11 protein-coding genes are annotated in these 16760 nt (G+C 65.9%); all 11 read left to right on the top strand.

The genetic code is table 11. From position 1 onward, the window contains the following. The first annotated feature begins 55 nt into the window (after positions 1–55). Positions 56–1147 carry a 3-deoxy-7-phosphoheptulonate synthase gene (locus L1O02_RS12885; protein WP_235760023.1) on the top strand — a complete coding sequence of 364 codons (1092 nt, stop codon included), beginning with the start codon at positions 56–58 and terminating at the stop codon, positions 1145–1147. A 127-nt stretch (positions 1148–1274) separates the two neighbouring features. Further along, positions 1275–1556, top strand: a complete 282-nt coding sequence (locus L1O02_RS12880) for a peptidylprolyl isomerase (protein ID WP_007924449.1) — start codon at positions 1275–1277, stop codon at positions 1554–1556. A gap of 131 nt (positions 1557–1687) precedes the next feature. Continuing rightward, positions 1688–3550 carry an extracellular solute-binding protein gene (locus L1O02_RS12875; RefSeq protein ID WP_060839896.1) on the top strand — a complete coding sequence of 621 codons (1863 nt, stop codon included), beginning with the start codon at positions 1688–1690 and terminating at the stop codon, positions 3548–3550. After that, positions 3550–4611, top strand: coding sequence for a microcin C ABC transporter permease YejB (gene yejB, locus L1O02_RS12870; RefSeq protein ID WP_060839897.1), 1062 nt, complete (start codon positions 3550–3552; stop codon positions 4609–4611). Before L1O02_RS12875 ends, yejB begins: the two co-directional genes overlap by 1 nt. Then, entirely contained in the window at positions 4611–5633 is a 1023-nt protein-coding gene (locus tag L1O02_RS12865) for an ABC transporter permease (RefSeq protein WP_060839898.1), read from the top strand. Before yejB ends, L1O02_RS12865 begins: the two co-directional genes overlap by 1 nt. Before the next feature lie 14 nt (positions 5634–5647). Continuing rightward, positions 5648–7222, top strand: a complete 1575-nt coding sequence (locus L1O02_RS12860) for an ABC transporter ATP-binding protein (protein ID WP_060839899.1) — start codon at positions 5648–5650, stop codon at positions 7220–7222. 607 nt (positions 7223–7829) lie between these two features. Further along, complete coding sequence (locus L1O02_RS12855; RefSeq protein ID WP_060839900.1) at positions 7830–9248, top strand: sigma 54-interacting transcriptional regulator; 1419 nt, start codon at positions 7830–7832, stop codon at positions 9246–9248. A 285-nt stretch (positions 9249–9533) separates the two neighbouring features. Further along, on the top strand, positions 9534–10925 hold the full coding sequence (locus L1O02_RS12850) for a GntP family permease (RefSeq protein WP_016967002.1): 1392 nt from the start codon (positions 9534–9536) through the stop codon (positions 10923–10925). 7 nt (positions 10926–10932) lie between these two features. Then, a complete protein-coding gene (gene hbdH, locus L1O02_RS12845) occupies positions 10933–11706 on the top strand; it encodes a 3-hydroxybutyrate dehydrogenase (RefSeq protein WP_060839901.1) in 774 nt (257 codons plus the stop codon). 204 nt (positions 11707–11910) lie between these two features. Continuing rightward, a complete protein-coding gene (locus tag L1O02_RS12840) occupies positions 11911–13866 on the top strand; it encodes an acetoacetate--CoA ligase (RefSeq protein ID WP_235760022.1) in 1956 nt (651 codons plus the stop codon). Positions 13867–14192: 326 nt separating this feature from the next. Next, positions 14193–16733 (top strand): PAS domain-containing sensor histidine kinase, encoded by a 2541-nt coding sequence (locus L1O02_RS12835; RefSeq protein WP_060839903.1) that lies wholly within the window; start codon positions 14193–14195, stop codon positions 16731–16733. The last annotated feature ends 27 nt before the right edge of the window (positions 16734–16760 follow it).

The raw sequence follows: 16760 nt of genomic DNA, 5'->3' as shown, positions 1-16760 counted from the left end.
CCCCAGTAGGGCCGCGCGCGGGACATCACCCGCCGCCCGCCCAGGAAGACCGCACATGAACTCGTCCGTATCCGCTCTGCCCCTGTCCGCCCACGTCAGCGCCAATGAACCCCTGACCCGGCGCCTGCCCAGCTCCCTGGAGCTCAAGCAGCAACTGCCGCTGTCCCTGGCCCTGAGCCAGCAAGTTGCCAACCACCGCCTGGCGGTGCGCGCCATTCTCGAAGGTCGCGACCCACGCCTGCTGGTCGTCGTCGGCCCCTGCTCCATCCACGACCCGCAATCGGCCCTGGAATACGCCGCCAACCTGGCCCGCCTGGCCGAAGAGTTGAGCGACCAGATGCTCCTGGTGATGCGCGCCTACGTGGAAAAGCCCCGCACCACCGTCGGCTGGAAAGGCCTGGCCTACGACCCGCACCTGGATGGCAGCGACGACATGGCCGGCGGCCTGAGCCTGTCCCGGGACCTGATGCGCGAGATGCTGCGCCTGGGCCTGCCGATCGCCACCGAACTGCTGCAACCCATGGCCGCCGGCTACTTCGACGATCTGCTGAGCTGGGTGGCCATTGGCGCGCGCACCACCGAATCGCAGATCCACCGGGAAATGGCCAGCGGCCTGGAAATGCCCGTGGGCTTCAAGAACGGCACCGACGGCGGCGTCGCCATCGCCTGTGACGCCATGCGTTCGGCGGCGCACCCGCACCGTCACTTCGGCGTCGACAGCCAGGGCCACCCGGCGATCATCCAGACCCCGGGCAACCCCGACACCCACCTGGTACTGCGCGGCGGCCATCGCGGGCCGAACTACGACCGCCAGAGCGTGGCCCAGGTCCAGCGCGACCTGCACAAGCTGAAGATCCCGGCACGGATCATGGTCGATTGCAGCCACGCCAACAGCGGCAAGGACCCGTTGCGCCAGCCGGCGGTGTTCAACGAGGTCCTGGAGCAACGCCTGCAGGGCGATCGCTCGCTGGTCGCAGTGATGCTGGAAAGCCACCTGTTCGAAGGCTGCCAACCCTTAAGCGGCCAACTGCGCTACGGCGTGTCGGTGACCGACGGCTGCCTGGGCTGGGCCGCCACCGAGCAACTGCTGCGCCGCGGCGCAGAACAACTGCAACAAGCAGGCAAGGTCGCCGCCGTCCCCGCCTGACCGCCACCGCCCCAACCCCGCCCGCCGCCCGCGCAAGCGCCGGGCGGCAACGCTTTGCAGGAACTTTGACAAGAAATAGCCACCTGAATCCGGTAGGCTCTCAACTTTCTTGAAAGGAGCAACATCCATGGCCAAAGCCACTGCCCGTCACATCCTGGTTGCCAGCGAAGCCAAGTGCAACGAACTCAAAGCCGAGATCGAAGCCGGCGCCGACTTCGCCGAAGTCGCGAAAAAGAACTCCACCTGCCCGTCCAGCCGCGACGGCGGCAACCTGGGCTCCTTCGGCCCGGGCCAGATGGTCAAGGAATTCGACACCGTGGTGTTCAGCGCCCCGGTCAACGTCGTGCAAGGCCCGGTGAAGACCCAGTTCGGCTACCACCTGCTGGAAGTCACCAGCCGCCAGGACTGATCCCCTCGCGCTTGTGCCTGCTCAACGGCCCGCCTCCTGGTGGGCCGTTGCGCTTGTAAAAGCGGCTGGCCAGTCACAGGCCGCTAGCGTACAAATCGTGGTCATCGATCACCCGGCTCCTAAGGCTGACAATGCGACTGCTTTCCTCCACTGTGCTTTTCACCGTCCTGCTACTGGGCGCCGCGGGTGCCCAGGCGGCACCGCAACACGCCATGACCGTCTACGGCGAACCGGCCAAGTATCCCCAGGGCTTCAGCCACTTCGACTACGTCAACCCCCAGGCCCCCAAGGGCGGAACCCTGCGCCGCTCGGCCATCGAGATCGGCCGTTTCGACCATGTGCTGCCTTATATAGACAAGGGCATCGGCGTCTCCCAGCTCGACGGCCTGGTCTATTCGCCCCTGGCCCTGCGCTCCCTGGACGAGCCCTACACCGTCTACGGCCTGGTGGCACAGAAGATGGAGCGCGCCGAAGACGGCCTGTGGCTGCGCTTCTACCTCAACCCCAAGGCCCGCTTCGCCGATAACACGCCGATCACCGCCGAAGACGTGCGCTACAGCTACGACCTGCTGATGACCCAGGGCAGCATGCGCTACCGCACCCAGTTCGAGGACGTCAAAGGCGTCACCGTGGAATCGCCGCGGGTGGTGCGTTTCGACTTCAAGAGCAACGAAAACCGCACCCTGCCCCTGGATATCGCGACCCTGCCGGTGTTCCCCGAACACTGGTGGAAGAGTCGCGACTTCGCCGCTGGCGGTGGCTATGAAGCGCCCCTGGGCAGCGGCCCCTATCGGGTGGCCAAGGTGGATTCGGGCAACAGCATCACCTTTGCCCGCAACCCCGACTGGTGGGGCAAGGACCTGCCGGTCAGCCGCGGCCTGTACAACTTCGATCATTTCAGTGTCGAGTACTTCGGCGATATCGACGTCGCCCGGCAAGTGCTGCGCGGCGGCGCCTACGACTACAACCGCGAATTCTCCGCCACCGGCTATTCCATCGGCTACGACAGCCCGGCCCTGAACGACGGCCGCCTGCAAAAGGCCCACCTGGCCCGATCGGCGCCGCAACCGGCCCAGGGCTACGTGTTCAACCTCGACCGGCCGGTATTCCAGGACCGCCGGGTGCGCCAGGCCCTGGCCATGCTCTGGGATTTCGAATGGAGCAACCGGCAGATGATGCGCAACCTCTACATCCGCCAGCAGAGCTTCTTCTCCAACACCCCGCTGGCGGCCCGCAGCCTGCCGGACGCCGAAGAGCTGAAGATCCTCGAACCGCTGCGCGGGCAGATCCCCGACGAAGTCTTCACCCAGGTCTTCGAAGCACCGAAAACCGACGGCAGCGGCGTGATCCGCGACAAGCAACTGCAGGCCCTGGCCCTGCTGGAACAGGCCGGCTGGAAAGCCGAGGGCGACAAACTGGTGAATGCCGACGGCGAACCCCTGAGCTTCACCTTCCTCATCACCCAGGGCTCCATCGAACGCCTGCTGCTGCCCTACAAGCGCAACCTGGCGCAGATCGGCATCAGCCTGAACATCCGCCGCATCGACCCCTCGCAATACGTCAACCGCCTGATGGCCCGGGACTACGACATGATCGTCACCGGCTACCCGGTGACCACCTCACCGGGCATGGAGCTGCACAACTACTTCGGCTCGGCCGCGGCCAACGATCCGGGCTCCAACAACTACATGGTGCTCAAGAACCCGGCGGTGGACAGCCTGCTCAACGGCCTGGTGAAAGCCACCAGCCAGCCGGAGATGCTGCGCTACGCCCACGCCCTGGACCGGGTGCTGCAGTGGAACTACTACTGGATCGCCAACTACTACCCGCCCGGCACCTCCACGGTGTGGTGGAACCGCTTCGGCATGCCCAAGGTGCCGGCGAGCAACGACGAAGCCATCGAAAGCTGGTGGGAAGTCAGCAGCACCGCGCTGACCAATGAACAGATGGCCGCCGAGCTGATCCGCCGTGGCCAACCCGGAGGGCGCCACTGATGCCGGCCTACATCCTGCGGCGCCTGCTGCTGATCATTCCGACCCTGCTGATCATCCTTCTGGTGAACTTCGTCATCGTCCAGGCCGCCCCCGGCGGCCCGGTGGAACAGGCCATCGCCCGCCTGCAAGGGATCGGCGGCGGCGCGGTCGGCGGCTCCGCCGATGCCATGAGCAGCAGCGGCTCCCGAGCCAGCCGCGGCCTGGACCCCAAACTGATCCAGGACATCGAGAAGCAGTACGGCTTCGACAAGCCGGCCCACGAGCGCCTGTGGCTGATGCTGAAAAGCTACGCCCGGCTGGACTTCGGCAAGAGCTTCTTCCGTGGCGCCACGGTCACCGACCTGATCCTGGAAAAAATGCCGGTGACCATCTCCCTCGGCCTCTGGGCCACCCTGATCACCTACCTGGTGTCGATCCCCCTGGGCATTCGCAAGGCGGTGCACCACGGCAGCCACTTCGACATCTGGAGCAGCACCGCGATCATCATCGGCTACGCCATGCCGGCCTTCCTGTTCGCCATGTTCCTGATCGTGCTGTTCGCCGGCGGCACCTCGCTGAACTGGTTCCCGGTGCGCGGCCTGGTCTCGGACAACTTCGAGCAACTGAGCACCCTGGGCAAGGTCGCCGACTACTTCTGGCACCTGGTGCTGCCAGTCAGCTCCCTGGTGATCGGCGGCTTCGCCACCCTGACCATCCTCACCAAGAACTCCTTTCTCAACGAGATCACCCGTCAGTACGTGGTCACCGCCCGGGCCAAGGGCCTGAGCGAACGCCGGGTGCTGTATGGGCATGTGTTCCGCAACGCCATGCTGCTGGTGGTGTCGGGGATCCCCCAGGCCTTCATCAGCGTGTTCTTCGCCGGCTCCCTGCTGATCGAGGTGATCTTTTCCCTCGACGGCCTGGGCCGCATGAGCTACGAGGCCGCGGTGTCCCGGGACTACCCGGTGGTGTTCGGCTCGCTGTTCATCTTCACCCTGTTCGGCCTCCTGATAAAACTGATCGGCGACCTGTGCTACACCCTGGTCGACCCACGCATCGACTTCGCCGCGAGGAACGCCTGATGCTCAAGCTTTCTCCCGTGGCCCGCCGGCGCCTGGACCGGTTCAAGCAAAACCGCCGTGGCTGGTGGTCGCTGTGGCTGTTCATCGGCCTGTTCATCCTGACCCTGGGCGGTGAGCTGATCGCCAACGACAAGCCGCTGGTGGTCAGCTACCAGGGCTCGTTGTACTTCCCGGTGTTCAAGCGCTACACCGAGCAGGAATTCGGCGGCCAGCTGCCGTTCCAGGCCGACTACCGCAGCGACTACGTGCAGCAGCTGATCCGCAAGGACGGTGGCTGGCTGCTGTTCCCGCCGATTCCCTTCAGCGAAGACACACCCAACTACGACCTGACCCAGCCCGCCCCCAGCCCGCCGAGCAAGGTCAACTGGCTGGGCACCGACGACCAGGCCCGGGACGTGGCCGCGCGAGTGATCTACGGCGCCCGGGTGTCGATCCTGTTCGCCCTGGCCCTGACCGCCATCAGCGCCCTGATCGGCATCGCCGCCGGCGCCCTGCAAGGCTATTACGGCGGCTGGGTCGACCTCTTGGGCCAGCGCCTGCTGGAAGTCTGGTCCGGGCTGCCGGTGCTCTACCTGCTGATCATCCTCTCGGGGTTCGTCGAGCCGAACTTCTGGTGGTTGCTGGGGATCATGGCGCTGTTCTCCTGGCTGGCCCTGGTGGACGTGGTGCGCGCCGAGTTCCTGCGCGGGCGCAACCTGGAGTACGTCAAGGCCGCCCGAGCCCTGGGCCTGAGCGACCGCAAGGTGATCCTGCGGCACATCCTGCCCAACGCGATGAACGCCACCCTGAGCTACCTGCCGTTCATCCTCACCGGCGCCATCTCGACCCTCACCGCCCTGGACTTCCTCGGCTTCGGCATGCCCGCCGGCAGCGCCTCCCTGGGCGAGTTGATCGGCCAGGGCAAGCAGAACCTGCAGGCGCCGTGGCTGGGGCTGACGGCGTTTTTCACCCTGGCGCTGATCCTCTCGCTGCTGGTGTTTATCGGCGAAGCCTTGCGCGATGCCTTTGATCCACGATCTTGAAGCGGACGGTAGCAATGACTGACAACCTCATCGAAATCCGCCAGCTCAAGGTCAGCTTCGGCGCACAGACCGTGGTCCGCGACCTGAGCCTGGACATCCGCCCCGGCGAGTGCCTGGCCCTGGTGGGCGAGTCCGGTTCGGGCAAGTCGGTGACCGCCCACTCGATCCTGCAACTGCTGCCGCAGACCGGCTGCAGCAGCTCCGGTAGCGTGCGCTACCGCGGCCAGGAGCTGATGGGCAGCGACCCGGCGACCCTGCAAAAGCTGCGGGGCAACCGCATCGCCATGATCTTCCAGGAGCCCATGACCTCCCTCAATCCGCTGCACAGCGTGGAGAAGCAGATCGGCGAAACCCTGCTGCTGCATCGCGGCCTGGGCGGCAAACAGGCCCAGGCGCGGATTCTCGAACTGCTGGAACTGGTGGGCATCCAGAAACCCCGTGAACGGCTCAAGGCCTACCCGCACCAGCTCTCCGGCGGCCAGCGCCAACGGGTGATGATCGCCATGGCCCTGGCCTGCGAGCCGGAGCTGCTGATCGCCGACGAACCCACCACGGCCCTGGACGTGACCGTGCAGCGCAAGATCCTGCTGCTGCTCAAATCCCTGCAGCAGCGCCTGGGCATGTCCCTGCTGCTGATCAGCCACGACCTCAACCTGGTGCGGCGCATCGCCCAGCGGGTGTGCGTGATGAAGGCCGGGGAAATCGTCGAACAGGCCGACTGCGACACCCTGTTCCGCGCCCCGCAACACCCCTACAGTTGCGAGCTGCTGCACGCCGAGCCCGAAGGCCGGCCACTGTGTCGCGACAGCCGGGAAACCGTGCTGGAGGTGAACAATCTCAGCGTCGATTTCCAGATAGCCGGCGGTCTGTTCCGGCGCAAGCAATACCTGCGGGCAGTGGACGACATCAGCCTCAGCGTCGAGCAAGGCAAGACCCTGGGCATCGTCGGCGAGTCCGGCTCGGGCAAGTCGACCCTGGGCCAGGCGATCCTGCGCCTGCTGGATTCCCGGGGCAGCATCCGTTTCCAGGGCCAGGCCCTGGACGGCCTCGACCAGAAACAACTGCGGCCCTGGCGCAAACAGATGCAGGTGGTGTTCCAGGACCCCTTCGGCAGCCTCAGCCCGCGCATGTCGGTGGCGCAGATCATCAGCGAAGGCCTGGAAGTGCACAGCCAGTACGACGCCCGCCAGTGCGATGAACAGGTGATCCGCGCCCTGGAGGAAGTCGGCCTCGATCCCGACAGCCGCCACCGCTACCCCCACGAGTTCTCCGGCGGCCAGCGCCAGCGCATCGCCATTGCCCGGGCCCTGGTGCTCAAGCCGGCGCTGATCCTGCTGGACGAACCGACTTCGGCCCTGGACCGCACCGTGCAGAAACAAGTGGTGGCCCTGCTGCGCCAACTGCAGGAAAAGTACGGCTTGACCTACCTGTTCATCAGCCATGACCTGGCGGTGATACGGGCCCTGGCCCACGACATGATCGTGATCAAGGACGGCCAGGTGGTGGAGCGCGGCGCCAGCCACGACGTGTTCGACAACCCGCAGCACCCCTACACCCAGGAGCTGCTGGCCGCCGCCCATCCCGGCTGACCCGCCGCCGACGACCCTTTTTCGCAGCCTGCGGCAGCGGCTACAGAAGGCGCGCGGTTCTTTGTAGCCGCTGCCGCAGGCTGCGAACGGCTGCGCAGCAGACGCTGCCCTCAAGGCCGCCGAAGGTCCTACGGCCCTTTGCGCAGCCTCGCAAGCTCGGCAGCGGCTACAGAAGGTGCACGGTTCTTTGTAGCCGCTGCCGCAGGCTGCGAACGGCTGCGCAGCAGACGCTGCCCTCAAGGCCGTCGAAGGTCCTGCGGCCCTTTGCGCAGCCTCGCAGGCTCGGCAGCGGCTACAGAAGGCGCGCTGTTCTTTGTAGCCGCTGCCGCAGGCTGCGAACGGCTGCACAGCAGACGCTGCCCTCAAGGCCGCCGAAGGTCCTGTGGCCCTTTACGCAGCCTCGCAGACTCGACAGCGGCTACAGAAGGCGCGCTGTTCTTTGTAGCCGCTGCCGCAGGCTGCGAACGGCTGCGCAGCAGACGCCGCCCTAGAGACCGCCGAAGGTCCTGCGGCCCTTTGCGCAGCCTCGCAGGCTCGGCAGCGGCTACAGCGCAACAACCGGGGCAGACTGCGGCATAATCGCCGCGCCCATTTTCAGGATGCCGCCATGAACGACAGCGAAAGCCTCAAGGATTACCAGCGTGTGCGCCAACTGGCGATCCGCTCGCTGTTCGAGATCATCGAGCAGTCCAGCGAAGGCACGGTGATCGTCGACCGCGACGCCAATATCGTCTGGATGAACGAGCGCTACGCCCGGCGCTTCGGCCTGGAATCGGCGGCCTTCGCCATCGGCAAGCCCTGCGAAAGCGTGATCCCCGGCAGCCTGCTGCGGGAAGTGGTACGCACCGGACGCCCGATCCTGCTGGACATGCAGGACACCCCCAAGGAACCGCTGGTGGTGATGCGCCTGCCGATCCACGACGCCGCCGGCACGGTGATCGGCGCCATCGGCTTTGCCCTGTTCGACGAACTGCGCAGCCTGTCGCCGATGCTCAAGCGCTACCTGAGCATGCAGGAAGAACTGGCCTCCACCCGCTCCCTGCTGCGGGCCCGGCAGACCAAGTACAACTTCGCCCATTTCATCGGCACCAGCGCCGCCAGCCTGGAAGTCAAACGCCGGGCCCGACGCAGCGCCAGTGCCGAATCCCCGGTGCTGCTGCAAGGCGAAACCGGCACCGGCAAGGAGCTGCTGGCCCAGGCCATCCATGCCGCGTCGCCCCGGGCCCACAAGCCCTTTGTCAGCATCAACAGCGCGGCGATTCCCGAGGCGCTGCTGGAGGCGGAGTTCTTCGGCACCGCCCCCGGCGCCTTCACCGGCGCCGACCGCAAGGGGCGCGCCGGCAAGTTGCAGATCGCCCAGGGCGGCACCCTGTTCCTCGATGAAATCGGCGACATGCCCCTGCCCCTGCAAAGCAAGTTGCTGCGGGTGCTGCAAGAGAAGGAGTTCGAGCCGGTGGGCTCCAACGAAGTGATCCACAGCGATGTGCGGGTGATCGCCGCCACCTCCACCGACCTGGAAGCGGCGATCAAGCGCGGCGAGTTCCGCGCCGACCTGTACTACCGGCTCAACGTGCTGCCGATCCAGGTGCCGGCTCTGCGCGAACGCCTGGACGACCTGCCGGCCCTGAGCGAAGGGATTCTCGAAGAACTGCGCAGCCAGCATGAACTGGATCGCGAAGCCCTGGCCCTGCTGGCGCAACATGCCTGGCCGGGGAACATCCGCGAGCTGCGCAACGTGCTGGAACGGGCGGCGCTGCTCAGCGACGACCTGATACTCACTGCCGCGGACATTCGCGCGGCAATCGGCAGCTTCAGCCCGGCGCAGCGCGATGCGGCCTCGCTGCCCGCCGAGTCGCCGAGCCAGGAAACCTTCGCCGCGGCCCGGGAACGGTTCGACCGGCAACTGATCAGCGCCACCCTGGCCCAGTGCGCCGGCAAGGTGGACGAAGCGGCGCGACGCCTGGGGCTGGGCCGTTCGACGCTGTACAAGAAGATGGCGGCCTTGGGGATTGCTGAGTCTCCATAAAGAGACATCAATCTCTATTTAGAGAAGTTACCGGCGTGCTCCGCGCTTTTCGCTGGCAAGCCAGCTCCTACGGCGCTCCGAACGATCTCTGTAGGAGCAGGCTTGCCAGCGAAGCGGCCGACCAATCCAAAAAAGTCTCAAAAAAGAGACAATCAACTCCGAACCGCCCTTAGAAAAATAAAAATACTCATACATTTCAACAACTTAAGTAGATGGCACAGTTCTCGCTATAACGCTCTCCACACGCAACACCCGACAACAATAACAATCCTGGAGAGACACACCATGAGTGTGATCATTGCCTTGGCAGCCCTGGCGCTGCTGATGCTGGCGGCCTACCGTGGCTACAGCGTCATCCTCTTTGCCCCCATTGCCGCCCTCGGCGCAGTGCTGCTCACCGATCCGTCCGCCGTGGCGCCCGCCTTTACCGGGGTGTTCATGGAGAAGATGGTCGGCTTCATCAAACTGTATTTCCCGGTGTTCCTGCTGGGTGCGGTGTTCGGCAAGCTGATCGAGCTGTCGGGCTTCTCGCGCTCCATCGTCGCCGCGGCGATCCGCCTGCTCGGCACTCGCCAGGCGATGCTGGTGATCGTGCTGGTCTGCGCCTTGCTGACCTACGGCGGCGTCTCGCTGTTCGTGGTGGTGTTCGCCGTCTACCCCTTCGCTGCCGAGATGTTCCGCCAGAGCAACATCCCCAAGCGGCTGATCCCGGCGACCATCGCCCTGGGCGCGTTCTCCTTCACCATGGACGCCCTGCCCGGCACCCCGCAGATCCAGAACATCATCCCCAGCACTTTCTTCAACACCACCGCCTGGGCCGCGCCCTGGCTGGGCGTGATCGGCACCATTTTCGTGTTCTGCGCCGGCATGCTGTTCCTGCAGCGCCAGCGCAACAAGGCGCAGAAGGCCGGTGAAGGCTACGGCACCGAACTGCGCAACGAACCGGAAACCGCCGAGGACCTGAAGCTGCCCAACCCCTGGCTGGCGCTGTCGCCGCTGCTGCTGGTGGGCATCATGAACCTGCTGTTCACCCACTGGATTCCCCAGTGGTACGGCAAGACCCACAGCCTCAGCCTGCCGGGCATGGCCGCCCCGGTAACCAGCGAAATCGCCAAGCTCACCGCCATCTGGGCGGTGCAGGCGGCCTTGCTGGTGGGCATCCTGATGGTGCTGGTGTGCGGCTTCTCGGCGATTCGCAGCAAGCTCGCCGAGGGCAGCAAGAGCGCGGTCAGCGGTGCCTTGCTGGCGGCGATGAACACCGCTTCGGAATACGGTTTCGGTGCCGTGATCGCCTCCCTGCCAGGCTTTCTGGTGCTGGCCGACTGGCTCAAAAGCATCCCCAACCCGCTGGTCAACGAAGCCATCACCGTAACCCTGCTGGCGGGCATCACCGGCTCGGCCTCGGGGGGCATGAGCATCGCCCTGGCGGCCATGTCCGAAAGCTTCATCAGCGCCGCCCATGCCGCCAACATTCCCCTGGAAGTGCTGCACCGGGTGGCGTCCATGGCCAGCGGCGGCATGGACACCCTGCCGCACAACGGCGCGGTGATCACCCTGCTGGCAGTCACCGGCCTGACCCACCGCGAAGCCTACAAGGACATTTTCTGCATCACCCTGATCAAGACCCTGGCGGTGTTCGTCGTCATCGCCACTTTCTACGCCACCGGCATCGTGTGAGGTATTCATGAGCACTCTTTCTGGCAAGACCGCCCTGGTCACCGGTTCCACCAGCGGCATTGGCCTGGGCATCGCCCGGGTCCTGGCCAAGGCCGGGGCCAAGCTGATTCTCAACGGCTTCGGCGATGCCTCGAAGGCGATCGCCGAGGTCGCACAATTCGGCGGCCAGGTCGGCCATCACCCGGCGGACGTCAGCGACCCGGCGCAGATCGCCGAGCTGTTCGCCTACGCCGAACGGGAGTTCGGCGGCGTCGACATCCTGGTGAACAACGCCGGCATCCAGCACGTGGCGGCGGTGGAGGAATTCCCCGTGGAGCGCTGGGATTCGATCATCGCCATCAACCTGTCCTCGGTGTTCCATAGCACCCGCCTGGGGCTGCCGGGAATGCGCGCCAAGGGCTGGGGGCGGATCGTCAACATCGCCTCGGTGCACGGCCAGGTCGGTTCCGTGGGCAAGGCCGCCTATGTGGCGGCCAAGCACGGGGTCATCGGCCTGACCAAGGTGGTGGGCCTGGAAACAGCCACCAGCAACATCACCTGCAACGCCATCTGCCCCGGCTGGGTGCTGACCCCGCTGGTGCAGAAGCAGATCGACGACCGCGTCGCCGCGGGCACCGATCCGCAACAGGCCCAGCATGATCTGCTGGCGGAAAAGCAGCCGTCCCTGGAGTTCGTCACCCCGTCGCAACTGGGCGAGCTGGTGCTATTTTTGTGCAGTGACGCCGGCGCCCAGGTGCGCGGCGCGGCCTGGAACATCGACGGTGGCTGGCTGGCGCAATAACCCCGCCCCTGCCCCCCACTCTTTCTGTGGCGAGGGAGCTTGCTCCTGCCGGGTCGCGTAGCGGCCCTAAAACCAGGCAACCGAGATTCAACGACAAAACGCGGTCGTCTGGTGGACGACCGCTACGCGGCCGAACGGGAGCAAGCTCCCTCGCCACAATGAACGACAGTGCACACCGAACATAAGAAGAAATAGAGGCCTTGCATGTCCGACCTTCTCTGGCAACCCAGCGCCGAACGCATCGGCAAGACGCGGATGGATGCCTTCCGCCGCTTCGTTAATCAGCGCCACGGTCTGAACCTTCACGACTACCCCAGCCTGCACCAGTGGAGCATCGACCAGCGCGAACGCTTCTGGCAGGCCCTCGTCGACTTCTTCGAGGTCAGCTTCCACCAGAGCGCCGAATGCGTGCTCCGCGAAGGCCCGCAGATGCCCAGCGCGCAGTGGTTTCCCGGCGCCACCCTGAACTTCGCCGAGCACCTGCTCAAGCGCCGGGACGACGCAATAGCGGTGGTGGCGATCAACGAAAGCCGCCAGCGCGAACAACTGACCTACGCCGAACTGGCGGCCCAGGTCGCCGGCCTGCAACGCAGCCTGCGGGCGGCCGGGGTCGGCCTCGGCGACCGGGTCGCCGCCTGCATGCCCAACACCTGGCAAACCCTGGTGGCGATGCTCGCCAGCACCAGCCTCGGCGCGGTGTGGTCCAGCTGTTCGCCGGACTTCGGCACCCAGGGGGTGATCGACCGCTTCGGCCAGATCGAACCCAAGGTACTGATCACCTGCGCCGGCTATCGCTACGCCGGCAAGGACATCGACCAGACCGCCAAGGTCAATGAAATCCTCGAGCGCCTGCCGTCCCTGGAGCAGTTGCTCATCGTGCCCCATGCCCGTCCGCAAGCCCGGGTCGAGGACTTTTGCACCCAGGCCCGCGTCAGCGTGTGGGACGACTTCTACCGCCCCGGCGGCGAGCCCGAGTTCGTCCCGGTGCCCTTCGCCCATCCGCTGTACATCCTCTATTCCAGCGGCACCACCGGGGTGCCCAAGTGCATCGTCCACGGCACCGGCGGGGTGCTGCTGCAACACCTCAAGGAACACGGCCTGCACACCGACCTCGGCCCCGGCGAGCGGCTGTTCTACTACACCACTTGCGGCTGGATGATGTGGAACTGGCTGGTGTCGGCGCTGGCCACCGGCGCCAGCCTGGTGCTCTACGACGGCTCGCCCTTCCACCCGACCAACGAGCACCTGATCGACCTGATCGATAGCGAAGCCATCAATGTCTTCGGCACCAGCCCCAAGTACCTGGCCGCCCTGGAAAAGGCCGGCAGCCGGCCGCGCCACAGCCACCACCTGGACAGCCTGAAGACCCTGCTGTGCACCGGCTCGCCGCTGTCGCCGCAGAGCTACGACTACGTGTACCGCGAGATCAAGCGCGACCTGTGCCTGGCCTCGATGTCCGGCGGCACCGACATCGTCGCCTGCTTCGTCGCCGGCAACCCGATCCAGCCGGTACGCCGCGGCGAGATGCAGGGCAAGGGCCTGGGCATGGCCATCGAAGTGTGGAACGACCAGGGCCAGCCGGTGATCGGCGAGAAAGGCGAACTGGTGTGCACCCGGCACTTTCCGAGCATTCCGGTGGGCCTGTGGCACGACCCGGACCAGAGCAAGCTCAAGGCCTCGTACTTCAGCCTGTTTCCCGGGGTCTGGGCCCAGGGCGACTACGCCGAACAGCTGGCCGATGGCGGCTGGTTGATTCACGGCCGCTCCGATGCGGTGCTCAACCCCGGTGGCGTGCGCATTGGCACCGCGGAGATCTACCGCCAGGTGGAGAAGCTGGAACAGGTCCTGGAAAGCCTGGCCATCGGCCAGAGCTGGGAGCACGACGTGCGGGTGGTGCTGTTCGTGCGCCTGCAGGACGGCGTGGTGCTGGATGAGCCCTTGCGGGAACGGATCCGCCAGGTGATCCGCGACAACACCACCGCGCGCCACGTCCCGGCGAAGATCCTCGCGGTCACCGACATCCCCCGCACCATCAGCGGCAAGATCGTCGAACTGGCGGTGCGCAACCTGGTGCATGGCCTGCCGGTGAAAAACACCGACGCCCTGGCCAACCCCGAGGCCCTGGAGCAGTTTCGCGACCGCGAGGAACTGCGCCACTGACGACGGCCAACCACCGCCGCCCCCCCCTTCACGGCGCAGCACTGTAGCCGCTGCCGAGCCCGCGAGGCTGCGCAAAGGGCCGCAGGACCTTCGACGATCTCAAGGGCAGCGCTTCCGCCCGGAGCGTTCGCAGCCTGCGGCAGCGGCTACAGGAACCGTTCAGCCCCTCTAGACTGGTCATCCGCCGCAAAAGCGGGTGAAAATGCCGGCGTCATAAACGCCTAGACTCCATCCGTTTGAATATGCACGGCATGTCCATGCGACTTTTTCAGTACGCGACCCATGACGTTGCCGTGTAACACCGCTGCGCCCAGGACCCACCCGACATGAATGCCCCCCATTCCGGCAGCGAAGCCGCCACCCTGATTGCCCGCCTGGACTGGTCGGCCACGGCCCTCGGTCACTCCGGCCAATGGCCCCAGAGCCTGCGCACCGCGGTGGACATCGTGATCCATTCACCGATGCCGATGTTGCTGCTGTGGGGCGGCGAGCTGACCCAGATCTACAACGACGGCTTCGCCCTGCTGGCTGGCAACAAGCACCCCCACGCCTTCGGCCAGCCGGCGCACCTGATCTGGCCGGAGCTGATGGACTTCACCGACCCGGTCTACCGCGCGGTGCTCAACGGCCAGGTGCGCAGCTTCAGCGAGCAGCGCTTCAGCCTGCAACGCAGCAACGGCAGCGAATACGACCTGTGGCTGGACCTGACCTACAGCCCGATCCGCAACGAGCGCGGGGACGTCGCCGGGATCCTGGTGACCGCCATCGAAACCAACGAACGCCGGCGCATCGCCCTGGAGCTGCAACAGCGCTCCGAGGCCAGTCTGCGGGCCCAGCACGAAACCGAAGAACGCCTGCAACTGGCCCTGGCGGCCACCGACGCGGTGGGCACCTGGGACTGGGACATTGGCGAAGACCGCTTCATTGCCGACGCCCACTTTGCCCAGTTGCACAGCGTCGACCCGCAGCAATCCCGGCAACTGCCCATCAGTGAATACCTCAAGGGCGTGCACCCGGAAGACCGGGCCATGGTGGCCCGGAGCATCAAGCACTGCATCACCCAGGGCAGCGAATACGCCGAGGAGTACCGCCTGCAACTGGCCGACGGCCAGGTGCGCTGGGTGTTCGCCCGGGGCCGCTGCTACAAGGATCACCATGGCCGGCCCACGCGCTTTCTCGGCGCCGCCCTGGACCTGACCGAACGCAAGCAGATGGAGCAGGCCCTGCGCCAGAGCCAGACCGAGCTGCAACTGATCATCAACGCCATGCCGGTGCTGATCGGCTATGTCGACCACGAAGAACGCTTTCGCCTGAACAACAGCGCCTACCTGGACTGGTACGGCCTGACCCCGCAGGAGCTGTACGGCAGGACCATTCGCGAAGTGGTGGGAGACGAGATCTACGCCACCCGCGCCGAAAACATCAAGGCGGCCCTGGCCGGTACGCCGTGCAGCTTCGAGGCCAACTCGCCGCACCGCGACGGCCGTCCGCGCCATGCCCTGATGAAGTACCTGCCGCGCCACGGCGCCGACGGCGCGATCAACGGTTTCTACATCTTCGTGATCGATGAAACCGAGCGCAAACAGACCGAAGAAGCCCTGCGCAACCTCAACGAAACCCTGGAAGAGCGGGTCAATCGGCGCACCGAAGCCCTGGCCACCGCCAACCAGCGCCTGCAGAACGAGATGTTCGAGCGCGAGCGCGCCGAAGACGCCCTGCGCCATGCGCAGAAGATGGAAGCCGTGGGCCAGCTCACCGGCGGCATCGCCCACGACTTCAACAACATGCTCACCGGCATCATCGGCAGCCTGGACCTGATGCAGCGCTACATCGATAACGGGCGCGGCGACGAAATCGGCCGCTTTACCGAAGCCGCCATGTCCTCGGCCAAGCGTGCCGCCTCCCTGACCCACCGCCTGCTGGCCTTTTCCCGTCGCCAGTCCCTGGACCGCCGGCCCCTGGACCCGAACCAGCTGGTGCGCTCGCTGCACGAGCTGTTCAACCACACCAAGGGCGAGCACATCCAACTGCAGATGCACCTGGCCGACGATGTCTGGCCGGTGAACACCGACGCCAGCCAGTTGGAGAACGCCCTGCTCAACCTGGTGATCAACGCCCGCGACGCCATGCCCCACGGCGGCCGACTGCTGATCGAGACGGCCAACAGCTACCTCGACGGCAGCGACATCCGCACCCTGGAACCGGTCAAGGCCGGTGACTACGTGATGCTGGGGGTCAGCGACAACGGCGCCGGCATGAGCCCGCGCATTCTGGCCAAGGCCTTCGACCCGTTCTTCACCACCAAACCCATCGGCCAGGGCACCGGGCTGGGGCTGTCGATGATCTATGGCTTTGCCCAGCAGTCCGGCGGCCACGTGACCATCAGCAGCGAACCGGACCAGGGCACCTGCGTGCGCCTGTACCTGCCGCGCCTGCACAGCGCGCCCCCGGCAACGGCGGAACCGGCGGGCAGCCCGCCAGCGCCCCAGGCCATGGCCGGGGAAAGCGTGATGGTGGTGGAAGATGACCCGGCGGTGCGCATGCTGGTGCTCAATGTGCTCAACGAACTGGGCTACCGCGCCTTCGAGGCCGAGGACGCGCGCAGCGCCCTGCCCTTGCTGGAGTCGCCGACGCGCATTGATTTGCTGGTGACCGATGTCGGCCTGCCGGGCATGAACGGCCGGCAGTTGGCGGAGATTGCCCGCCAGCAGCGCCCGGGGCTCAAGGTGCTGTTCATGACCGGCTACGCGGAAAAGGCCGCCGAGCGCCAGGGCTTCCTGGAGCCGGGGATGGACCTGCTGGCCAAGCCGTTTTCCATTGAAGAACTGGCGCAGAAGATTCGTCAGATGATCGGTTGCGAGCCCTGAATTCAGGCATAATCCGCGGCCGCCGAT

This window comes from Pseudomonas sp. BC42, assembly GCF_021560055.1.
Taxonomy (GTDB): Bacteria; Pseudomonadota; Gammaproteobacteria; order Pseudomonadales; family Pseudomonadaceae; genus Aquipseudomonas.
Note: the sequence above shows the minus strand (reverse complement) of the source record. Positions and strands in the feature narration are given on the sequence as shown.